Origin of the sequence: Rhodomicrobium vannielii ATCC 17100 (assembly GCF_000166055.1) — a bacterium.
In the GTDB taxonomy this organism is placed as follows: Bacteria; Pseudomonadota; Alphaproteobacteria; order Rhizobiales; family Rhodomicrobiaceae; genus Rhodomicrobium; species Rhodomicrobium vannielii.
The window spans coordinates 2,094,519-2,116,421 of the sequence record NC_014664.1; the positions used below are offsets into that span (position 1 = coordinate 2,094,519).

At 62.9% G+C, this 21,903-nt stretch carries 21 protein-coding genes; 14 read left to right on the forward strand and 7 right to left on the reverse strand.

All coding sequences use genetic code 11. From position 1 onward, the window contains the following. The first annotated feature begins 9 nt into the window (after positions 1–9). The 3 genes from rpoH to RVAN_RS09625 all read left to right on the forward strand — a co-directional run bounded on the left by rpoH (position 10) and on the right by RVAN_RS09625 (position 3,396). Positions 10–936 (forward strand): RNA polymerase sigma factor RpoH, encoded by a 927-nt coding sequence (gene rpoH, locus RVAN_RS09615; RefSeq protein WP_013419535.1) that lies wholly within the window; start codon positions 10–12, stop codon positions 934–936. 392 nt (positions 937–1,328) lie between these two features. Continuing rightward, complete coding sequence (aceB, locus tag RVAN_RS09620; RefSeq protein WP_013419536.1) at positions 1,329–2,939, forward strand: malate synthase A; 1,611 nt, start codon at positions 1,329–1,331, stop codon at positions 2,937–2,939. A gap of 181 nt (positions 2,940–3,120) precedes the next feature. After that, complete coding sequence (locus RVAN_RS09625; protein WP_013419537.1) at positions 3,121–3,396, forward strand: DUF1153 domain-containing protein; 276 nt, start codon at positions 3,121–3,123, stop codon at positions 3,394–3,396. A 21-nt stretch (positions 3,397–3,417) separates the two neighbouring features. On the opposite strand, the gene RVAN_RS09630 is transcribed toward RVAN_RS09625, so the two are convergent. Then, a complete protein-coding gene (locus RVAN_RS09630; RefSeq protein WP_041787445.1) occupies positions 3,418–3,693 on the reverse strand; it encodes a hypothetical protein in 276 nt (91 codons plus the stop codon). Between the two features lie 355 nt (positions 3,694–4,048). On the opposite strand from RVAN_RS09630, the gene RVAN_RS09635 reads away from it, so the two are divergent. Both RVAN_RS09635 and RVAN_RS09640 read left to right on the forward strand, forming a co-directional pair. Then, a complete protein-coding gene (locus RVAN_RS09635) occupies positions 4,049–5,155 on the forward strand; it encodes a polysaccharide deacetylase family protein (RefSeq protein ID WP_013419540.1) in 1,107 nt (368 codons plus the stop codon). After that, complete coding sequence (locus RVAN_RS09640) at positions 5,152–5,661, forward strand: GNAT family N-acetyltransferase (protein WP_013419541.1); 510 nt, start codon at positions 5,152–5,154, stop codon at positions 5,659–5,661. The genes RVAN_RS09635 and RVAN_RS09640 overlap by 4 nt, the downstream gene beginning before the upstream one ends. A 34-nt stretch (positions 5,662–5,695) precedes the next feature. Here RVAN_RS09640 and RVAN_RS09645 read toward each other — a convergent pair whose 3' ends face one another. Next, on the reverse strand, positions 5,696–6,775 hold the full coding sequence (locus RVAN_RS09645; RefSeq protein WP_013419542.1) for a hypothetical protein: 1,080 nt from the start codon (positions 6,773–6,775) through the stop codon (positions 5,696–5,698). 122 nt (positions 6,776–6,897) lie between these two features. Further along, positions 6,898–7,887, reverse strand: coding sequence for an MDR family oxidoreductase (locus RVAN_RS09650; RefSeq protein ID WP_013419543.1), 990 nt, complete (start codon positions 7,885–7,887; stop codon positions 6,898–6,900). Between the two features lie 556 nt (positions 7,888–8,443). Here RVAN_RS09650 and nagZ point away from each other — a divergent pair. From nagZ to RVAN_RS09665, 3 genes are all read left to right on the forward strand, one after another. Further along, positions 8,444–9,460, forward strand: coding sequence for a beta-N-acetylhexosaminidase (gene nagZ, locus RVAN_RS09655; RefSeq protein WP_013419544.1), 1,017 nt, complete (start codon positions 8,444–8,446; stop codon positions 9,458–9,460). Positions 9,461–9,585: 125 nt separating this feature from the next. Beyond that, entirely contained in the window at positions 9,586–10,545 is a 960-nt protein-coding gene (locus RVAN_RS09660; RefSeq protein ID WP_013419545.1) for a segregation and condensation protein A, read from the forward strand. Positions 10,546–10,736: 191 nt separating this feature from the next. Continuing rightward, the gene (locus RVAN_RS09665) at positions 10,737–10,961 is read left to right on the forward strand and encodes a hypothetical protein (RefSeq protein WP_013419546.1); all 225 of its coding nucleotides are present in this window, start codon (positions 10,737–10,739) and stop codon (positions 10,959–10,961) included. 212 nt (positions 10,962–11,173) lie between these two features. Here the strand turns inward: RVAN_RS09665 and RVAN_RS09670 are convergent, their stop codons facing one another. Next, on the reverse strand, positions 11,174–11,536 hold the full coding sequence (locus tag RVAN_RS09670; RefSeq protein ID WP_013419547.1) for a hypothetical protein: 363 nt from the start codon (positions 11,534–11,536) through the stop codon (positions 11,174–11,176). Between the two features lie 445 nt (positions 11,537–11,981). On the opposite strand from RVAN_RS09670, the gene RVAN_RS09675 reads away from it, so the two are divergent. Both RVAN_RS09675 and RVAN_RS18980 read left to right on the forward strand, forming a co-directional pair. Then, a complete protein-coding gene (locus tag RVAN_RS09675; protein WP_013419548.1) occupies positions 11,982–12,773 on the forward strand; it encodes a ceramidase domain-containing protein in 792 nt (263 codons plus the stop codon). Positions 12,774–12,832: 59 nt separating this feature from the next. Next, positions 12,833–13,207 (forward strand): hypothetical protein, encoded by a 375-nt coding sequence (locus tag RVAN_RS18980; RefSeq protein ID WP_155942415.1) that lies wholly within the window; start codon positions 12,833–12,835, stop codon positions 13,205–13,207. Between the two features lie 34 nt (positions 13,208–13,241). Here RVAN_RS18980 and RVAN_RS09685 read toward each other — a convergent pair whose 3' ends face one another. Then, complete coding sequence (locus RVAN_RS09685) at positions 13,242–13,991, reverse strand: class I SAM-dependent methyltransferase (RefSeq protein ID WP_013419550.1); 750 nt, start codon at positions 13,989–13,991, stop codon at positions 13,242–13,244. A gap of 217 nt (positions 13,992–14,208) precedes the next feature. Between RVAN_RS09685 and RVAN_RS09690 the strand changes: the two genes are divergently transcribed. Both RVAN_RS09690 and RVAN_RS09695 read left to right on the forward strand, forming a co-directional pair. Continuing rightward, complete coding sequence (locus RVAN_RS09690) at positions 14,209–16,605, forward strand: efflux RND transporter permease subunit (RefSeq protein WP_013419551.1); 2,397 nt, start codon at positions 14,209–14,211, stop codon at positions 16,603–16,605. Positions 16,606–16,676: 71 nt separating this feature from the next. Further along, the gene (locus RVAN_RS09695) at positions 16,677–17,090 is read left to right on the forward strand and encodes a hypothetical protein (protein ID WP_013419552.1); all 414 of its coding nucleotides are present in this window, start codon (positions 16,677–16,679) and stop codon (positions 17,088–17,090) included. Positions 17,091–17,148: 58 nt separating this feature from the next. Here the strand turns inward: RVAN_RS09695 and RVAN_RS09700 are convergent, their stop codons facing one another. Then, on the reverse strand, positions 17,149–17,772 hold the full coding sequence (locus tag RVAN_RS09700) for a heat shock protein DnaJ domain-containing protein (RefSeq protein ID WP_013419553.1): 624 nt from the start codon (positions 17,770–17,772) through the stop codon (positions 17,149–17,151). A gap of 100 nt (positions 17,773–17,872) precedes the next feature. Further along, on the reverse strand, positions 17,873–18,604 hold the full coding sequence (locus RVAN_RS09705; protein ID WP_013419554.1) for a hypothetical protein: 732 nt from the start codon (positions 18,602–18,604) through the stop codon (positions 17,873–17,875). Positions 18,605–18,779: 175 nt separating this feature from the next. Between RVAN_RS09705 and RVAN_RS18985 the strand changes: the two genes are divergently transcribed. Then, entirely contained in the window at positions 18,780–19,682 is a 903-nt protein-coding gene (locus tag RVAN_RS18985) for a hypothetical protein (protein WP_013419555.1), read from the forward strand. A 322-nt stretch (positions 19,683–20,004) separates the two neighbouring features. After that, on the forward strand, positions 20,005–21,777 hold the full coding sequence (locus tag RVAN_RS09715; protein WP_013419556.1) for a Clp protease N-terminal domain-containing protein: 1,773 nt from the start codon (positions 20,005–20,007) through the stop codon (positions 21,775–21,777). Positions 21,778–21,903 lie beyond the last annotated feature (126 nt).

The following is a 21,903-nucleotide window of genomic DNA, read 5'->3' on the forward strand; positions in this document are numbered from 1 at the left end:
GTTTGAAGCATGAGTTCATTGCCGTCAGTCGCTGCAAGTGGTGGCCTCGCCCGCTATCTCGAAGAGATTCGGCGTTTCCCGATGCTTGAGCCTCAGCAAGAATACATGCTCGCCAAACGTTGGCAAGAGCACGAAGACGCCAAGGCCGCGCAGAAGCTCGTTACGTCGCACCTTCGCCTTGTGGCGCGCATCGCCATGGGCTATCGAGGCTACGGATTGCCCATCGGTGAGGTCATCTCCGAAGGCAATGTCGGGCTGATGCAGGCCGTCAAGCGCTTCGATCCAGACAAGGGCTTCCGCCTTGCCACCTACGCTATGTGGTGGATACGCGCTGCCATTCAAGAATATATTCTGCGCTCGTGGAGCCTCGTGAAGATGGGCACCACGGCGAGCCAGAAGAAGCTTTTCTTCAACCTGCGCAAGGCGAAGAGCCAGTTGCAAGCGCTGGAGGAAGGAGATCTTCGTCCCGATCAGGTCAAGACCATCGCGACTAACCTCGGCGTGCCGGAAGAGGACGTCGTGTCGATGAATCGCCGTCTTGGTGGCGACGCTTCGCTCAACGCTCCGCTGCGCGCCGACTCTGAAAGCGGCGAGTGGCAGGATTGGCTCGTGGACGAGGGTCCGAATCAGGAGACGCAACTCGCCGAAAGCGAGGAGTTGAGCCGCCGCCGCGAATATCTCGGAGCGGCGATGGATAGTCTGAACGAGCGCGAACGCCGCATCTTCACAGCGCGTCGCCTCGCCGACGATCCGCTCACACTTGAAGAGCTTTCGTCCGAGTTCAACGTGAGCCGCGAGCGCATCCGGCAGATCGAGGTGCGCGCGTTCGAAAAGGTGCAGAAGGCGGTGCAAAAGGCTGCCCTCAAGGCCGAAGCACCGCGCAGCCCGGTTTCCGGCGGCGGTATGCCAGCGTTCTCGGCTTCCGCTGCACAATAACGCACCGTTACAAAAGCATCGAAAGCCAGCCATTGCGCTGGCTTTTTTTGTGCCTGCGGTGTGAGTGCGCCAGTCGCCGCCGGCGCTTCCCCACGACGCGACCCCACGCTGCCAACCAACGCGCCAGCTGCTTCTATGCAGCAACCGGCACCGGGGGCCCCATCGCTAGCGGCCGCTGCGGAAATTTCGGCCACGCCTCCCTCGCAATCCAGCTCGGCTCTGCCGGAGCAAAGCGGCACTCGTTTGCATTTATTGGAAGTCACGCTCAAATTCGCCAAGCCGCATAGACCGAAGATTTCACTCGGTTGTACTACTCAGTGGGTATGGACGCGCTTGGTCGACTGCATTTGAATGGATCAAAACGAGGCTTCACCTCGAATGGGAGAACGACCATGTCCACTGCCCCGATCCTGCACCTGGCCATTCCCGACGGCATGAAGATCACGGGTCCGATCGAACCTGGCTATGACCGGGTGCTGACCGGCCCCGCGCTCGAATTCATCGGCGAGTTGCATCGCCGCTTCGAGCCTCGGCGGCGCGAGCTTATGGAGGCGCGCGGCGTACGTCAGGCGGCGTGGGACAGCGGCGCGTTGCCTGATTTTCTGCCGGAGACGAAGAAGATCCGCGAGGTGGACTGGACCATCGCGGGCATCCCGGACGACCTGACCGACCGGCGCGTGGAAATCACCGGGCCGACGACGCGCAAGATGATCATCAACGCGCTGAACTCGGGCGCGAAGGTGTTCATGGCCGATTGCGAAGACTCGTTGTCGCCGACCTGGGCGAACGTCGTCGAAGGCCAGATCAACCTCGCCGATTACTGGCGCGGCAACATCGATTTCACCGAGGAAGACACCGGCAAATCCTATGCAGTGGGGCCGAACCCTGCCGTGCTGATGGTGCGCCCGCGCGGCTGGCACCTCGTCGAGCGTCATGTGACGGTGGACAAGCAACCGGTTGCGGGCGCGCTTTTCGACTTCGGCCTCTATTTCTTTCACAACGCGCAAGCCGCGCTGGCGAAGGGCAGCGGCCCTTACTTCTACCTCCCGAAGATGGAGAGCCACCTCGAAGCGCGCCTCTGGAACGAGGTGTTCCTGTTCGCCGAGGAGCACCTGCAACTCCGCACCGGCACCATCAAATCAACGGTTCTGATCGAGACGTTACCGGCCGTCTTCGAAATGCACGAAATTCTCTACGAGCTTCGTGACCATATCGTCGGCCTCAATTGCGGTCGCTGGGACTACATCTTTTCATACATCAAGACGCTGCGCACGAAGCCAGATCGCATCCTGCCCGACCGCGGTCAGGTGGTGATGAGCAAGGCATTCCTCAAAGCCTATGCCGAGCTGCTGATCCAGACATGTCACCGGCGCGGCGCATTCGCCATGGGCGGCATGTCGGCGTTCATCCCGAACCGCCGCGACCCCGAAGTGAACGACAAGGCGCTTGCCGCCGTTCGCGAGGACAAACTACGCGAGGTCACCTACGGCCATGACGGCACGTGGGTGGCGCATCCCGATCTCGTGCCGGTCGCGCTCGCCGTATTTGACGAGCACATGCCGAAAAAGAACCAGCTTTCGAAGCTGCGCGAAGATGTCGCAGTGGGACAGAGGGAGCTGCTCCAGCCCCACGACGGCACGCGCACCGAGGAGGGGCTTCGCGTCAACACGCGCGTCGGCATTCAATATATCGAGGCATGGCTGCGCGGGAATGGCGCGGTGCCTTTGTATAATCTGATGGAAGACGCAGCGACGGCCGAGATTTCGCGCACGCAGAATTGGCAATGGCTGCATCATGGCGCGACGCTGGAAGATGGCCGCAAGGTCACGCCCGAGCTGATCGAAGCGATCATCTCCGATGAGATGCTGAAGCTTCACGAAAAGCTTGGCGCGTACTACGAGAGCGGGCGTTTCCCGGAAGCGATCGCCTTGTTTCGCGACCTCGTCATGAGCGGGGAACTCAATGCGTTCCTGACGCTTCCTGCTTACAAACTGATCGAATGAGGCGGCACGTCTTCGCCAAAGTAGTAAAAGCAGAAACGAAAGTACAGCCTAAACGTGTATCAGTACACTAAGCAACCAAAGGTGGTGGATGGGAAGGTTTTTTATACCGACCCGGTTAAGCGCGTTTTAAATAGGTCGCAATAAAGTTCACCTCAGGTCTTTGATCGCGTGTGAGAGTACTATGACCGACTTGTTCCGCCCTCGCCTTCGCTATGTGCTCGGCCCCGATGGGAGTCCGCTGACCATCGCGGATCTTCCTCCCCCAAATACGAAACGCTGGGTTATTCGCCGAAAGGCTGAGGTTGTCGCGGCTGTTCGCGGCGGCCTTCTGAGCCTCGACGATGCCTGCCAGCGCTATAAGCTGACGATCGACGAGTTCCTAAGCTGGCAGCGCCTCATAGACCGGCACGGCTTGCCGGGCCTGCGGGCGACCAAGGTTCAGGACTACAGGAACTGATGCGCAAAAGGCGGCGGCTGCCTATTGAGCCGCCTTGCCTTGCGCCGCTGCGTTGTCGAGGAACAGCAACCCGTCTTCAAGAGAGACAATCTCGGGTCCGTCGAACTCGTAGTCCTCGCCATCCGCAAGACGGATCACGCAGCTTTTTTCGCAAAGCGTTAGCTGTTCGCCTGCCTTGATGGTCTGTTCCGCCTGTTTGTCGCCTTCAATGACGATCAATGTTTGATCGGTAGCGTCGCGATTGGTCACGGATATGCCGAAAGCGGACGCCGGCAACAGCGCGAAGGGCGCGATCATGAGTATCCTGCAAGCCAGCCGCATGGTTCCCTCGGGGCGTGTGGTACGACGGTGATACGGGCTATGCTTACAGGAGGATGCGGAAAAAGGGGAAGAGTTCTCTTCCGCCTTTTCCTCGCCAACAATTCCTACTTTTTCCCGCCCTTTTTGGGTGGGGCCTTCTCTTCGGCTTTGCCTTTCGGCTTCGCGGCTTCCTTCGGCTTCGCTTCAGGTTTCTTTGCCATCGTCGTATCACCTTTGAAGAACGCGCCAAATCGAATAGGCGCATCACGGAGTTTGCGAGCAACTTTACCGGAGCGCAATTAAAATCTGCGCCCGGCAGTAGAAGCTGCTCCCGCCTGAGAGAAGAACGAGCATGACCCGCCTTGCCCACTTGATCGCCCTATGTATAGCCGCTGCCGTTGCTTGCTCCCTGGAGGCCAGGGCGCAGGGGCACGCCTCCGGGGGAGCGTGCTGGTCGGCCGCCGAACTCGCGGGCAAGCCGGGCGAAAAGTCAATTCACCGAGAGACTTACGATCCCACCATTGAGCCGCGCGACCTGGCCGAGCCGCTCGCGCCCGTGGCGCCAGCGCTTCGCGGCTCCATTCGCAGCGTGAAGCTTCCGCCGGGCGAGAAGCTCGTCGCGCTCACCTTCGACCTCTGCGAAAACGCGTGGGAGGTGTCGGGCTACGATGCTTCCATCTTCGACACGCTGCGCAAGAGCGGCGTGAAGGCCACGTTTTTTGCGAGCGGAAAGTGGCTGATGGATCACAGCGAACGCGCCCAGCAACTCATGGCCGATCCGCTGTTCGAGGTCGGCGCGCATAGCTGGACGCACAGAAATTTCCGCCTCCTGCCGCCGGACGAAATGCGGCGCGACCTTTCGCTTAATCTCAACGCGGACGGTCGCCTTCGCCGCGAGCTTTCCGGCCGAAGCTGCTATCGCCCCGGCACAGGCCCGGTTGAAGCCAGCCGCCCGCTCGTCTTCCGCTTTCCATTCGGCACCTGCAACACGGAGGCGCTCGACGCCGTGAACGACGCCGGGCTGCTCGCCATCCAGTGGGACATCCCGACCGGCGACCCGGCACCCGCCCAGACCGCCGACGCCATCGCAAAAAGCGCCGCCACCGCGAAGCCCGGCTCGATCATCGTGATGCACGCGAACGGGCGCGGCCATCATACGGCGGAGGCTTTGCCGCACATGATCGATGAGTTGCGGAAGCGCGGTTTCGGGTTTGCTACGGTGAGCGAGTTGATCGCGAAGGGCACGCCGGTCATCAAGGACACCTGCTACGAGCTCAAGCCGGGGGATAACGTGAAGTACGACAAGCTTTTCCCGCTGGACCGCGCGAATAACGCGGCACCGCCGCCCGCCGCCGCTGCGAAGCACGCACCCGCCCCGACCGGCTGGGGCGCAGATGTCAAGAACACTGCCCCGGCAGCGACGCACCCCGCCGCGCCAATCACGGCGGACAGGCCATGACTGCCTCGCCGCACGGCCCGTTCGAAAATTTGCGCCACGATCTGGGCGACGCGCTCATCTTGAGGCCCCTCAAGCCCGAACACGCGAAGGCGCTCGGCGCGGCTATGGCGGAGATCCCGCCCTGGTCGGTCGTCAACTGGAGCGCCCCCAGCATCGCCGCTTCGCTCCAGCGGGAGGTTCCCGCCCTCAAGCGGTTCGAGGTTCTGCAAGATGGGCGGCTCGCGGGCATCGTCGCGATCCAGAATCCGTTCCTGCACGGGCCTTATCTCCAGCTTTTCTGCGTGCTGCCGGAGTTTCAGGGGCGCGGACTAGGCCATCGCCTGCTGCAATGGATGGAGGACGAGGCGCACAAAGGCGGCGCGCGCCAGCTCTGGCTCTGCGTCTCCACGTTCAACACGCGCGCAGAAGCCCTCTATCGCCGCTTCGGCTTCGAGCAGGCCGGGCTTTTCGACAAGCTCGCGATCGACGAGTCGGATGAGATTTTCATGCGCAAGCGGCTGTTTTGAACGCGGTCGAGCGGTGCGACTGCAACTTGGTTCATCAAGCGTTTTGATCGGCGGACTCCGTCGTCGGCGACGACGTCTTGCGCTCCCCAATGTGCCAGATCTTCTCGGCGCGACTGCCGAGTAGCCAGAAACTTACCGCAAGGATCGCAAAGAAGATGGCCTTGTGAGTGCCGTCCCAGAAATGTTCGAAAAACTTGGTGTAAAGGGCGATGCCGAGGAAGGTGAGGCCAAAGCCCTTGATCGTTCCGTGCTCGCACCTGAGCCCGTAGCCTATAGCGACAAGCGCAGCGAGGCCGAAAGCGATGGACCACAACGCCAATTCAAGGTCGCCGCTCCTGTGGAAATGCGTGAAATCGACCTGATAGCCGAAGATAGACAGGATCCAGAGGGCGATGAAGAAGTAGAGAAGCCCGACGACAAGCGTAGAGCGGGCAAAATCTGGAAACCGCTCGGACCTTTCAACAAGGACACCAGCTACGGCGAGGAATGCTCCGAAGGCGACGAAACGAATGGGGTAGTCCATTCCGAGGTAATACATGCCGAAACCGGAGACATAGCCAGACTCAGCGCCCATCCAGCTACAAAGGCTTAACAGCGCAAAGATCCAGATCAGGTTCGAGCGCGACCAGAGCGCGACTGCCGCATAGATCAGTGAGGCCAGCAAAAGCAGCAGCGAGAGGTGTCCCTTTTCGGCGTCGAAAGCGTATGACAACTGGCCGACCGCACCCACTGTCGCCACGCCGCCCAGCGCCATGATGGCTTCGTTGCTGAACACCTTGTGCGGGCTCACCTCACGCCGTCGCGCTCCGAGCCAATAGAAGGCTCCCGCAAGGACGCCGAGTGCCGCACTTTTTACCTGATAGGGGGCAGAAAAAATTCTCCTCAACAGGGCGAGCAGTTGCTCGTCGGCGAGGACAGCCCCAATCGCGATGACGACGCAGGCAAGCGCAACCCAGAAGCAATATTTCGCCAGCGCTTTCCAGTCGAAGCCGCGCACTACGATGGTAGCGGCGAGGCGCTCGGCTACGGCGGGGTCGAGCGCACCATCCTGCTTCCAGGCGACGACCGCGCTCAAGATCGCTTTCGCCTGATTTCTGCCGACCACCACGCGCATGCTGGCCACCTCTGCCGATGGAGTTCCATTGCGTGGCCCATGTATAGGCGCGCAATGCGACGGCAAAAGGGTGGCGAAGCATGGTCGGGCCAGTGCAGCCCGAAAAAGCGCCGCGACTCTGCCTACGCCACCTCAAGCACGACGCGGCCGCGAACCTTCCCCGCCAGGATGTCCTCGGCGAGCGTGACCGCATCCTTCCACGAATGCGTTGTCGTCAGCGCGGCGAGCTTCGCGCGGTCGAGGTCTTGCGCAAGCCGCGCCCAGGCTTCGAGCCGTTTCGCCTTCGGTGCCATGACCGAGTCGATGCCCGCCAGCGTCACGCCGCGCAGGATGAACGGGGCGACGCTCGCGGGGAGGTCCAGACCTTGCGCGAGCCCGCATGCCGCGACCGTGCCGCCATATTTCGTCTGCGCGAGGACATTCGCGAGCGTATGGCTGCCGACGGAATCGACCGCGCCCGCCCAGCGCTCACGGCCGAGCGGCTTGCCCGGCGCCGAAAGCTCCTGCCGCGCCACGATCTCCGACGCGCCGAGCGATTTCAGGTAGGCTTCCTCTTCCGGGCGGCCCGTCGAAGCATGCACCGTGAAGCCGAGCTTCGACAGCAGCGCCGCCGCGACGCTGCCGACGCCGCCGGACGCGCCCGTGACAAGCACCGGCCCCTTGTCCGGCGTCACGCCGTGCGCTTCGAGCGCCAGCACGCAGAGCATCGCCGTATAACCCGCCGTGCCGATGGCCATCGCATCGGCGCGCGAAAGCTCGGCGGGCAGCGGCACCAGCCAATCGCCCTTCACGCGGGATAATTGCGCATAGCCGCCGAGATGGGTTTCGCCCGTGCCCCAGCCGTTCAGCACCACCTCATCGCCGGGGGTGAAGTCGGGATGCGACGACGTTTCCACGACGCCCGCGAAATCGATCCCCGGCACCATGGGCCAGCGGCGCACCACCGGGGCCTTCCCCGTGATGGCAAGGCCGTCCTTGTAGTTCACGGTCGAATGCGTCACGCGCACCGTGACATCGCCCGGCATGAGGTCCGCATCCGAAAGCTCGGTCCACGCGACGGCCTGACCGGTTTCGGTTTTCGTGAGAAGGAGCGCTTCGAACTTTTCCGTCATGGTCGAACTCTCATCGCGATTGAAACGGGGATGCCCGCAGCCGGGCGGTTTTCGCGATTATAGGAACGTTCGTCCTCTGCCGCGACATGCCGCCGCGACCGCCTTTAGGCGTAGCCCTCAAAAAGAAAAGCCAGTGCTCAAGCGGAGGCGAAACATAAAACAGTTCAACCGGATGCGGCCCGGAATTGGGATGCGACGTATCCATTTCGTAGGGAGGCGAAATAATCGTCTGATATTGCAGTGCGTTAGCTGCATTGCACAAACGAAAAACATTTGCACTTTCGCATAAGAGGCCCGATCATTCGCGCAGAGGTCAACATCTCGAAGGATGCACGTAGATGCCCCTGTCCGTCGAACTCGTTCGCATCGCCACGTTTGCGGTGTTCGCGTTTCTCACAGCCTTCGTGATCGGCGTGGTCTGACCGCACCGTCAACGGTCGCGCGATATCGTTAACCCTCGCGACGAACCTCGCAACCGCGCGTTGTCCCCCACGTTGTCGCCCCTGCGAAACGCGCCTATAGTCCGGCGCAATCGAAATGCGACCCCGGAGGCATTGTGACACGGCGTGCATTCATCTGCGGCCTGGCTGGCCATTCGCTGAAGCCCGAGGAGCGGGCATTTCTCAGCGACACGCGGCCCGCCGGCATCATCCTTTTCGCGCGGAACGTCGAAAATCCGAAGCAGGTCGCGGCTCTAATCGACGAGGCGCAGGACGCGGCGGGTGGAGACGGGCGCATGATCGTCATGGTCGATCAGGAGGGCGGGCGCGTGCAGCGTCTTTGCGAGCCTCACTGGCCAAAATATCCGCCCGCGCGCGCGTTCTGCGCCATGGAGGCTGCGGACGAAAGCCGCGCCGAAGCGGCAAATCTCTGCGCGCAGGCTATGGCGGCGGACCTCGCCACGCTCGGCTTCAACACCACTGCCGCGCCCGTGCTCGACGTGCCCATTCCCGGCGCGGACAACATCATCGGCGACCGCGCCTATGGCGAGGACGTCGAAACCGTGATCGCGCTGGGCCGTGCGGTGGCGGACGGGCTTCTCGCGCAGGGCCTCCTGCCGATCATGAAGCACATTCCGGGGCACGGACGCGCCATGGCGGACAGCCATCTCGCGCTTCCGGTGGTCCACACGCCGCTTGCCGAGCTTGAGGCGCACGACTTCGCGCCCTTCCGCGCGCTGAACGACATCCCCATGGCGATGACGGCGCATGTCGTCTTCACCGCCGTCGACCCCGCCGCGCCCGTCACGGTCTCGGCGAAGGCGATCCACGAGGTGATCCGGGGCTACATCGGCTTCGACGGCCTGCTCATGAGCGACGACCTCACCATGAAGGCGCTGAAGGGCACGCCCGGCGAGAACGCACAGGCGGCGCTGGCGGCGGGCTGCGACCTCGCGCTTCATTGCACAGGCGACCTGGACGAGATGCGCGCCGTGGCTGCCGCGTCGCCGGTGCTTGAAGGCGATGCGCGGCGGCGCTTCGAGGCTGCGCTCGCCCGCGTGAAGGCGCCGCGAAGCTTCGATGTCGCTGCGGCTGAGGAAGCGCGCGCCAAATCACTCGTGGAGCGAATTTGACATTCGGGTTCCGGCATTTGCTCGCGAGAGCGCGGCGGACAAACGCAAATACCGAGATGGAACCACTGGCAGCGCTCGCGTGAATCGCTCAAAGTGATCGCGCGAGGTGTCAAGCGGAGATTCGCGTGAGCGACGAGACAGATAACGGAGGAAGCAATGAGACGCGTGCGGTGCGGCCGGATCGCGGCGCGGATGCCGTCGATAGCTGGGACGCGCCGGAGCGCATCGAGCCGGAAGACGAGGCGGACATTCTGCTTCTCGAACTCGACGGCTTTGAAGGCCCACTCGACCTGTTGCTTCAACTCGCGCGCACCCAGAAGGTCGATCTCGCGAAGCTTTCCATCCTCGACCTCGCGAATCAGTACCTCGCCTATATCGAGGCGGCGCGCGCGCTCCGGCTCGAAATCGCCGCCGATTATCTCGTGATGGCTGCGTGGCTCGCCTACCTGAAATCCAAGCTGCTGCTGCCGGAAAAGGAACAGGAGCAAGATGGCCTGTCCGGCAAGGAACTCGCGGCGCAGCTCGCCTTCCGCCTGAAACGTCTCGAAGCGATGCGCGAAGCTCTGGCGAGCCTGATGGGTCGCAAGCGCCTCGGCGTCGATCTTTTCCCGCGCGGCATGCCGGAAGGCATCCGCATCGTGCGCTCGAACGTCTATCAGGCCAGCATCTTCGACCTGCTCAAGGCCTACGCCGAACAGCGCCAGCGCACCGCCGTCACCGAGGTGAAATGGGGTGGACGCGTCGTCTGGTCGATAAAGATGGCGCGCGACCGGCTCTCGAAGCTGCTCGGCAAGTTGCCGGACTGGGCCGAACTCGACACCTTCCTCGAAGAATACAAACCATCGGCAACACTCGCCAACACCGTCACCGCGTCGAGCTTCGGCGCGACGCTTGAGCTTGCGCGCGAGGGTTATCTCGAACTGCGGCAGGATCGGGCGTTCGGGCCGCTTTATCTGAAGTGGCTGACCGACAAGCCGAACGGGATCGACGTGCTGGGCGTGGACGTGACGGCCGACGAGCGCAGCGACGACGCAACGGAAGAAGCCAATATCGAGGACACCGGACTGGCCGAAGACGCCGCCTGATCTTGCGCGCGCACTGGCAACCCGCGCCCGAAAAATCACCACAATTAAAGTGCTGGCGGTCCGCGCGACAGTCAAGCCCGTGCTGTGCGTGCGGCGGGCCAAAAGCGTGATTCGCAAACATGGCGCGGGGTTTGCGATGCGATCAATGCTTCAGGAGCGCGCTTTTTATCGATAATGGGGGAGCCGCATCAATGGCGAGCGAGCACGGCATTGTGTGCGAGAACGCGTTCTGCGCATGCGAAACGGTGGAGTCTGAGCACGTGTCGGTCGAGGGGCGGCGCTTTTGCTGCATCGCCTGCGCGGAAGACTGGGTTCGCCACAACGGCGCGCACGTCGAGGCACCTGTCCCGGCGAATCGGCACGGAGCGCGGCCGACCGACGCCCCGCTCGGCGACGTCGGTGATTCGCTCATCTGATGCGATTTCGGCGCCGCCTGCGAGCGACTGCCTGAGCGCGAAGCATCAAGGTAACGCGCGGAAACGACATGAAAACTAAAAGACCCTGTTCGTCGAGACGAACAGGGTCCAGCTTCAGGCTCGTGGGGAAAGCACCTTGGGGGGATGCTTGTACGGATTTTTCCGTTTCCTGCCCCTATGAGCAAGTCACGTTTTGTTGCAAAGTCTTCCGCTCAGAACCCGTCGTTGCGGCAAGGGCGAGCTACAATAACGCAGCGCTTCAGGTTCCAGACCTGTTGACCGCCGCCGACGCGAGCCGGGTCGCAGTGATACTCCACGACCTTCGCGTTTTCCCAGGTGATGAAGCGTTCGCCATGCGCGTTGATGACCTGCTCCTGCCAACGCTTGATGGCCGAACGGCGCGCCGAGCGGATCACATAATAGGCATCGCCCGCCGCGCGAACCGGTTCGCGGCAGGCCGCGCGTGCTTCCCTCTCCCTTTCATACTGGCTGGACTTGCGCCCATGCTGCGCGGACGCCGGGAGGCTCATTGTGGCTGTCACCGCCAGGGCCAATAGAACTGCTAGAAATCGCATGTCTCACTCCATCTTTGCGAGCAAAGCTATCACTACGGACAAGCAAGCAATCATTGGCAATGCCCCCCGCTCTCCGACTGAAAAAGGCTGCGGCGCTCAGCTTCCGCCAGCTTGATCGGTTAACATAACCGAGGCGCGAAGCAAGGTGACGATTGGTCAATAAACAGTTACCGCTGATGTCTATTGTTGAAATGTTTGTCAAAGTCGCATTCGGCTGCGGTCTTAGACAAATTAATCGTGGAAAACTTGTGTAAAATGCGGGCTTCGGCGTATTTACGCCGATTTTGCCTGATGCTGCCGACCGTGACTTGGAAAAGGTGCACTGCGATGCGGGCCAAAACGGTGCGCATCGAAGGCTAATGATCGCACCTCTTTGCGAGCGGCATATTGCCCGTGCAACGCCGCTCGGCTAAAGCTTGTTGGAAAAGGCACAGGAGAGCGCCCCATGGACTTCGGCCCCTTGCTCGAATCTCTGTCCCGTCCTGTCGACATCTACTGCGAGCGCGCGAGCGCCGCCTTCGATGCGGAGCCGCTCAACGCGATCTCCAATGCCGCATTCCTGATCGCCGCCTACGCTGCATGGAACCTTCGGGCTCGTCGGCCGGACGATTCGCATAGTGCCGCGATCAAGGCGCTCTGCATCCTGATCGGCATCGTTGGCATCGGCAGCTTCGTCTTTCACACCATCGCAACCAAATGGGCGGAGTGGGTCGACGTTATCCCGATCCTCGTCTTCATGATCTTCTATTGCTGGATGATCCTGACAGTGTTCTTCGAATGGCCCGCATGGCTCAAGGCTGCCGCCTGCGCTCTTCTCTTCGCCTCAACCTTTTATCTTGAGGCGGAAGAATTTGCGCCCGTTTTATGGGGCGGCGCGATGTATCTGCCATCACTCTTCTTCATGGTGGCGGCGGGCGCGGGCATCTGGATGCGAAACGCGGCGGCGGGCAGGGCTTTCTACGCGGCGGCGGCAGTCTTCGTCGTGTCATTCACCGCGCGGACGCTCGACATGCCGCTCTGCAATGACATCCCGATCGGCGTTCACTACTTCTGGCATCTGTTCAACGCGACGGTGCTTTACCTGCTGGTGAGGACGCTTATCCTGCATGCGCCAGTTCGGAGCGTGGCGGCCAGCACGCCCGGCTCTGGCTCCAACTCGGTCCCCAGCGGCTCGCCCCGGAGCAGTTCCGCAGCGACAGACGCCGGAATAGGCTTTCCTCTGTTTCCTCAAAATTGACGTTTTACAATCCGATGCTCGGAAAAAGAACCATCACCAAGTATTCGATGAGGCTAATCGTGAAATTTTCTTCATGTTCCGTCGCGGCTGTTCTTCTTGCGCTTGGCCTCGCGGCTGGATCGGCTGCGGCGCAGACGACAACCAATCCGTTCGGCGGCACGGCGCAAACGGGCACCCCCGCGCAGGCCGCGCCCGCTCCCGCGCCGAAGAAGGCGAAGGCACCCGCAGCGCTCGGCACCGGCCAGTTCGCGAGCGAGACGGAGGCCAAGGCAAGCTGTCCCGGCGACACGGTCGTGTGGGCCAACCTCTCGTCGAAGGTCTATCATTACTCAACCGCCAAGACCTACGGCAAGACAAAGCACGGCGCTTACATCTGCGAGAAAGGCTCGGCGGCTGCCGGTTTCCGCGCGGCCAAGAAGGAGCAGCGGCCATAAGCGGCCTTCGCGTCCGTGCGGCTCCGCCATCCGGTCAAGCAGTCTTGCGGGCGACGACGAGTTCCAGCGCGGTAAACACCAGCGGATAAAGCGTTCGCGGTTTGTCTACCTTGAGCCCGGCCGCTTCGAGCGCCTTCGCATATTCGGCGCCGTGCCCGACATCGGCGATGGCGACAAGGCCGCGAGGCCTCAGCACGCGCGCGATCTCGCGGCATACGGCGGCCCGCGCCGCCTCCGTGTCGAGCGTGTGCAGAAACGACAGCGAGAGCACCACGTCGAAGGACTTGTCGACGAAGCCAATATCGCGCGGATCGTCGTTGCGCAGTTCCACGCGGTCGGCCACGCCCGCCAGATCGAGATTGCGCTGAGCGTCTTCGATGGTCGCGGACGCCCGCGCGCTTTCCCAAGCGTCGATGCCGACAACGATCCCGGTCTTCAGGCGCCCCGCCGCACCGATGGCCAGCAGGCCGCGCCCGGTGCCGAGGTCGAGCACGGTTTCGTTGCCGCGCCATCGAACGAGGTTCAGCATGCGATCCCGTACGACGAACTTCCCCTTGAGCGACCATGCGAGCATGAGCGCACAGGCGCCGAGGCTGAGGCAACCGAGCGCGAGGAGCGTCGGGCCGAGGAGGGGAGCCGTCACCGCAGGCGTCTCGTACGATGGCAGCAGATAACCCGCCGCGAGCGCCGCCATGCCCGCAAGAAAAAGCCGCGCCAATGCTTTCGGCTTGTCGATTCCATAGTCCGGCTTGAGCGGCCGCCGCGTCCGCAGAGCTTGCTTCATCGAGGTTTAATCTAACTCGGCAATGGTGCCGTTGCGACCCCTTCGTGAGGTGGCGCGGCTGCGCTCAATTCATCGTGTGAGGCAATTCGTCTCTTAACCAATCGCTCCCGGCAGCCCTTATTCGGGTGAACTGTTACGGCAACACGCGACGCGGTCTTTTCGGGGTTTGCAGGGCGGATTTACCGGGTGGGCAAATTGGATTTCAGGGGGCAATTTGATGGACGGCACGGATGGGAAGCAGCGGCCCGCAAGCCCGGAGGCCAAAAGCCCCGCGCCTTTGCCACCCGCGAAGCCCGATAACCTTGTCCTCGGACTTGAGCGATCCGGGCTGATCGCGCTGCGTACACCGATCCTCGCCGCAATTCTTGTCGCGCTTCTTTCCATCGTCGCCGCTTTCGGCGTGGCCCGGCTGCAAGTGGACGACTCGCTGAGTTCGCTGTTCCGGTCCGACACGCCCGAATTTCGCCAGTTCGAGGATCTGACTAAGCGCTTCCCCTCACATGAGTTCGACGTGTTGATGGTCGTCGAGGGCGACCGCCTCCTTCAGCGCGGCCCCATCGATCAACTGCGCGACCTCGTGACCGACGTTCAGCTTATCGAAGGCACGCGGGGCATCCTGTCCCTGTTCTCCGCACGTGAAGCGCCTGAAGAGGGCAAGCTTCCCGGTCCCCTGTTCCCGGCGGACCTGCCCGAGGGCGAGGATTACGACGCGCTTATCAAGCGTGTGCTCGCCAACGACATCATCAAGGGCAAGTTCATCTCCGACGATGGCAAGCTCGCGCTCATCGTCATCGCCATCGATCCCGCCGTCGCCAATGGCGAGCGCATCGCGGAGGTGGTGAAGCAGATCCGCGAAACCGCCGCGCAGGATCTCGAAGGCTCCGGCCTCAGGGCCGAGTTGTCGGGCGTGCCGGTGATGCGCCTGGAAATCCGAACCGCCGTCGAGCGCGACCAACTTCTCTACAACGGCATCGGCTTCCTCGCCGGGTGCCTGATAGCGATCATCTTCTTCCGCCGCCTCTCGTTCATGGTGATCGCGGCCGCGCCGCCTTTGCTGGCGATCCTGTTCGCGCAAGGCGTCCTCGGCTGGATGGGCTTCACGCTCAACACCTTCCTGAACGTGATGACGCCGCTCATCATGGTGATTTCGTTCTCGGACAGCATGCAGCTCACATTCGCCGCGCGCGACAGGCTCATCCGAGGCGACAACAAATATCAGGCGTTCAAGAACGCCATCCTCATCGTCGGCCCCGCCTGCGTGCTGACGCATGCAACGGCGGCCCTCTCCTTCGTGGCGCTGCTCTTCTCAAGCTCGGACATGATCCGCCATTTCGGCGAAGGCGGCATCATCGCCACGGTGATCGCGCTGTTCACGGTCATCACCGTGCTGCCGGTGCTCGGCGTTCTGCTCGTGCGCAAGGAAACGGCGTTCGCAGCAAACATGAAGGGGTCCGATACCGCCGTGGACGCGCTGCGCGCCTTTTGCGGATGGATCGCCCATCGTGTCGTGGCGCGGCCGGGCGTTTACAGCGCCATCGCCGTTCTGGCAGTCTTGGGTCTGGCCTCGATCTATGTCGGCCTCGAAACACGTTATCGGCTCGCCGATCAGGTGCCGGACAAGCGGCAGGCCGTCGCCGCGAGCCAGCGCCTCGACGCGAAGCTCACCGGCTCGAACCCCATCAACGTGCTGATCGAGCTTCCGAAGGGCGTCTCCGCTTACGACCCGCAGGCGCTCAAGGTGCTCGCCGATGTGCATGCCGCGGTCGAGCATCAGAAGGGCGTCGGCAATGTGTGGTCCGTGGAGACGCTGCGCCGCTGGATTGCGGAGAAGCTCGGCCGCTCCGACATCGAGACTTTACAGCGCTATATAGGCTACCTGCCGCCCCATCTCGTGCACCGCTTCCTCGCGAAGGACGGCGATGCAGTCGTCGTTTCGGGCTACATCCCCGACGAAGACGCCAATGAGCTTCTGCCGCTCGTGAACCAGCTCGACGCGACGCTCAACACCGTTCGCGAGGCGAACCCCGGCTACACGGTGGCCGTGACCGGGCTTTCCGCCGTCGCCGCCCGCAACAGCGCGCTGATGATCCAGCGTCTCAATACGGCGCTTACGATCGAAATCGTGTTCGTCGCCGCGTTCATCGGTCTGGCTTTCCGCTCCTTCGTTGTGATGCTGTCGGCGATCCTGCCCGCGATCATCCCAATCCTCGCCTCGGGCGTATTGCTGTGGCTGGTCGGAAGCGGGCTGCAATTCGCAAGCATCGTTGCGCTGACGGTATCTTTCGGCCTCGGCCTCTCCGCAACGATCCACTTCCTCAACCGGCTCAGGCGCGAGGACAGGCCCGGTCAGCCGCCCGAGCTTGCGGTGGAGCGCGCGACTGTGCTCGTCGGCCCGGCGCTGATCCTGACGACCGTCGTGCTTGCCTGCGGGCTGGCCGTGACGGTGTTCTCGGACCTGCCGTCGCTCAGGCTGTTCGGCTGGCTCTCGGCCTTCGCCATGATCGCGGCGCTCGTGGCCGATCTCTTCGTCCTGCGTCCAATCATTATGTTTCTCTTGCGTCTTACGCGTCGAAATACGGTCGGAGCCGAAACGAAGGCGGAACCAGCGCAGTAGAGCGCCGTTGCCGTGGAACACTTTGTTTAGAGCCGCGACATTATGACGGACTCACAATCAGGAGGCGAACCGTGAAACCAATCTATGTACTGCGTGTCGGTTATGGTGCAGCCGTGGCTGCTGCCCTTCTTTTCTCGCTCAATGCTTCGGCGGAACCCCGCGCCGCCGCAGGCTCTTCGCTGTCCGGTTCATGGAGCGGCGGCGGCACCGTTGTCATCGGCGGCCAGCCCGAGCGGGCGCGTTGCCGGGCGAGCTATTCAGGCGGCGGCAGTACCGTCGTGATGAACGGCACCTGCGCGACAGCGTCGGGCAGCGTTTCCCAGACGGCGCGTCTTCGCCGCGTCGGCGCGAACACCTATGTCGGCAGCTTCCACAATCCGCAGCATGGCGTGAGCGGCAGCATGCGCGTAACGGTGAACGGGCGTAGCCAGAACGTGCACCTCAGCGCGGCTGGTGGATCGGCGTCGCTGACGCTTCGCCACTAATTCTGTCAACGTGCGCCCCGGGAAGCCGCCACGCTTGCCGGGGCATCTGCCATTTCTCTCAAGCGCCGATATTCTTCAGCAGCAGATCCTTCGCCGCGTTGATCTGCGATGCGAGATAATTCGAGCCGCCCTGATCCGGGTGAAAGCGCTTCATGAGGTTTCGGTGTGCGGCATGCACATCGTCGCGTTTGGCCCCGCGCTTCAGCCCCAAAATGAGATAGGCCTCGTCGAGCGTCATAGTGCGTGCCGGCCCCGCGCCCGAGCGATCACCGCCGCCGCGCCCGTCTGCTGACCAGTCCGGGGAGACACGATCGAGCCACGCCTCGAACAGCTTCGCGCCCTGTGCATCTTTTGCACGGAGTTCGGCGAGAACTTCGCCCCGCTCGGCTTCCGAAAGATCGTCGAGCGCCTTGCCCTCGAACCGCCCTTGCAGCAAACGCCCCGATATCGCGCCAGTCCGGTGGTCGAGCTTCATGTCGAGCCATGCCGTCCGCACGCCTGAGGTTCCACCGCCCACGCCGATCTTGCCCTTGCCGGGGAACCAGCCGGTTCGCTGCATGAAGGACCACGCGGCCATTCCGGCGAGCAGCGCCAGGCCGATATTGCGCGTCATGACGAGAGCCGCTCCGAACGCGACGAGCACGACGCTGCCCTTTCGCAGATACACCGCGAGTTTGCCCATGTCGGCGCGCGAAAACCAGGCGAGCAGGTAGAGACCTGCCCCCAAACCGACCAACAGGATAAAGAGCTGTAAAATCGCTGCGCCCTCGGCTTAACCGCACTCACGGCTTCGACATTTGTTCGAGCAGCACCGTAGGTGCGGCGCGGCCTTTTGCATAGTCGGCAAGTGCGCGCCGTCCACCGGCAGCGTAATGGGCAACGGCAGCGAGCAACTCGCGGAGTTCGGCCGCCGATCCCGGACCGAAACGGCAGGTCGCGCCTCCCGTCAGCCGCGCGATCTCGCGGAATGCCGCCTGTGTGATCCCGTCGTGTCCTTCCTGAAAGAGGAAGACCGGCACCGAAAGAAGCCCGAGCTTTCCAGCGAGGTCAGCCAACTCGTCGACATTTTCCTCCATCGCGTCGCCGACATAGACGACCGCGCTTACTTTGCCCGCCCCGGCCTCGGCGAGCGCATGCTTCAGCACCTTGCGGATCTGCGTAAAACCGCCCCTGCATGAAACCGCCGTCATGAGCCGCGCGAGCGCTCCGGCGTCGTTCACCCAGCGGCTCGCCTTGCATTCGTCGGTGCCCCGGAAGAAGACGAGTTTCACATCGAGGCCGCCAACCGCCTTCACCGCATCGAACATGTCCGCCTGCACCTTGAGCGCCATGTCCCACGTCGGCTGGCGGCTCATGGTTGCGTCCATCGCGAAGATCAGCCGGCCATGCCCCGAGGAGGGCGGCGGCGTCGAGCGTACGCGATCGAGAAAGGCGTCGATTTCCGAGCGGCCACTCTCTTCCTTCGCGAGCGGCGCTTGCTCCTTTTTCGTCGGCGGTTTGGTGATTTTTGCCATGGCATCTCCGAACAGGCTATTCCCGTAAATATGGGCAGCCGTTCGCCCCAAGGAAATGCCCCCACTCGCAACCGCAGGTAGCCAAAGCTGTGCATTATCGTCTTCAAGACTTGCGCATGACGGCGCTGGCTGCAAAATCGGCATAAGTGTTTCTTTTCGGCATTGGAAAACAGCAATGAAGGTCGCCGCCAAGGTTTATCATCTGGCCAACCGCGCTCTGGACCGTGTCGGGTTAACCCTCGTTTCGGCCTCGCGGGATTTCGATTGCCGCCTGACCGATGAAGAGAGCGAAAGGCGCGTGACCGAAGGACTGGCGAAGCTCGTCAACGAGTGGCTGGAGCGGCAGACGCTTTTCGAGGTGCGGGCTTTCGTCACGGGCGACGACGCGCATCGCTTTTACCGGGCATACCTCGCTTCACCGTTCCGCTCGCGCTTCGGCGGCAGCCGCTTCAACAACCTGTTTGCCTTGTACGCGGTGGCCAAAGCCTACGATCCGGAGATTATCCTCGACAGCGGCACCTATGAGGGCGCGAGCGCGTGGGCGCTGCGAAGCGGTTGCCCTTCGGCAAACCTCCTGAGCTTCGACATCGATCTGAAAAGGCTTCTCCAACGCTCGGAAGGCGTGACTTATGTCGAGCGCGACTGGGCTGAGTACATCCGGCCCGGCGATCCTCTGACAAAGAAGAAGATCCTTGCTTACTTCGACGATCATGTCGATCAGGCGCGCAGGCTTCTCGAAGCCGGCGAGCGGTCGGTCGAAGTCGCGATTTTCGATGATGATTTCCCGGTCACGAGCTTCGCCGAGATGGCGCATGGCGGTGCGGCCCTGCCGAAAATCGAATTCGTGCTGGACGACGATCTGAGGTCGGCCGATGTCCTGCGGTGGACCGCGAACGGCCGTGACCATGAATGGATGGTAGACGCCGCCTATCTCGACCGCGCGCGCGCCGCCATCCTCGACACTGACCGCATGCCGCAGACGGCGTTCGTGACCGGCATCCATCAGACGCCATACCGGGTCGTTCGTCTTCGGAGCGCCAGCCCAACTCCTGCACCTTTTCCCGCCCTTTCGGAATAGCCGCTCCCCGGGGTAGCTCAGGCTTGCGAGCCGCCACCTGCGCGGCAGAGCCATTTCCGTTCAGGTTGTGCTTTCCAGATCCGCCGCCTCCGCCTATTGTGGAATGACAATGATTGCCTGCCCTCTGTCTCAGCAGCCGGGAGCCGGTGACACCGATTAAACCTGCCGCGAGACTTGGGTTGCGCCTTGGAGCGTTTTCGGGCGAAGTGCTAATCGGCTCGCGTGAAGAAAACGCGCCAGATCAATACGCCTGAATCCGTTTTGCGACTCTGAACGCAAAAGCTCTGTGTGCATTCGCCTTGGAAGGCCGGTGGTGGGGACCATGAACGACCATTCCGCAGCGACCGTGGAACTGCCGCGGACAACTTATCTCGATCACACGCTGAGGCGCGCGCGCAGCGCCGCCGAGCAGCGTTCGCATCGCTATGTCACGCTCGAACATCTCCTTTTCACGCTTCTGGACGACCCGGACGCGTCGCGGTTGTTGACGGCCGTCGGCGCGGATGTGGCTTTGATCCGAGCGGCAATTACCGACACCGTGAATAACAGGATGAGTTCGCTCGCTGTGCCGGACGGGCGCCCGCCGAACTTCAGCTACAAGTTCGACACGCTGTTCATTGCTGCGTCGCAGGACGCGGCGCGGGCCGGACGCCATGAAATCGACGGCGCGCTTGCCTTGCTCGCGGTGGCGCGGGAGCCGGAAAGCAACGCGTCCGCGATCCTTGCCGCGAATGGCTTCAACCCGTCGGCCGCGCTTCATGCGATCGCCTCGTCCCGCGCCCCGCTGCGATCGCCGGATAGCGAATCTCCGCAGCAGCCGCCTCAGCCCGTGGCGCGCACCGAGGCCAAAAAACAGGCGCCTGTCGCGGCTACGCCTCAGAAGGCGAGCGCGCCCGCTGTCGACGACGATGACGACGGCATGGACGACATGCTGGCGAGCGTTCGCGACATCCTCGAAGCCGAACAGCGGAAGGAAGCGGCAAGCTCCGCTTCGCCAGCCTTCCCAACGCTCGCCGCACCCGCGCCACCCGCCGCGCCCGCGAAGGCCGTGCCCCAGCCGTCATCTCTCGGCCCGGCGCTTCCCGCGCAGACGCCGCCCCCCCTGCCGCAAAGCGGATATGTGCCGCCTCCATACCGCGATGCCCCACGCGTTGAGCCGGGCTTCGCCACCGCCATCGAGGGATACACCACAACGCCGCCCCCGCCTGGGCCTCGGCTCGGGATGGAACCGCCGCAACAGCCCGCGCACAACGACGCGGCATGGAGCTTCCCCGCGCCCGAAAGCCCGCGCGCCTCAGGCAACCATGGCGTCGGCGTGCCGGGCTTTGGCGAGCCCGAAGCGCCGAGGTTCGATCTCGATTACCCGACGCCTGTCGGCCGGGCTAGCTTCGCCGAACCCGCTCCCCCCTCTTTCGACCTGGAACGGCCGGTCGCGTCGCCGCCACCTTTTGACGCGCCGCCCCCGCGTTTACCGCCTGTCGTCGCCGAGCCAGCCCGCGCGCCTGCCGACGCGAAGGGCGACAAAAAAGGAAAGCGACGCCCCAGAAACGCCGATAGCGCCACCGGGCTTCTCGCGAAAATCCTCCAGCCTATCCCTCGCCGGACGCGCATCGCGGTGCCGGAAACGGTAGAGCTTCTCCTGCCCAGAGAGGAGGCGTGGGCCTTGTTTGCCCGCGCGCGTCCGCAAGGCGCAAGCGCCGAAGCAGCGGCGCATCCGCCAGTGCGGGCCATCACCGTGCGTCTTACGGCACCCGAAGGCGGCTTCTTCATCGAAGGACAATCGCCGGAAACGCAATGGCTTATGGATCGCCCCGCCTTTCTCGGCGAGGAGCATTTCGGCAGTTGGGTCTGGCTTGTCGTGCCGAACGACAAGGGGCCGTTCTCGCTGGTCGTCTCCCTTTCGGCCCGCGACATCGATGCGAACGGCGCGGCTTCCGACCTGCACATCCCCGATCAGCTCGTGAAGGTGCAGGTGCGCGGTAACTTCTGGCGCGGCTTCGGCAGTTTCGTGCGAACGGTACTTCTGCTCGCAGCAGGCGGTGGTCTCGGGGCTGCGGCTTATTATGGATTGAAATTGATGGGCAAGGTGCCGTAAGGCAGATTAGAATTCTTCCCGACACAGGCGAGGCAAAAGCGGCTTCGTCGCATCCGAAAAAAGGCCCAAGGCTCAAACGGGTAACCGAGGCGCGGCGTTTTGCCTAAGCGTCCTCACACCACTTGC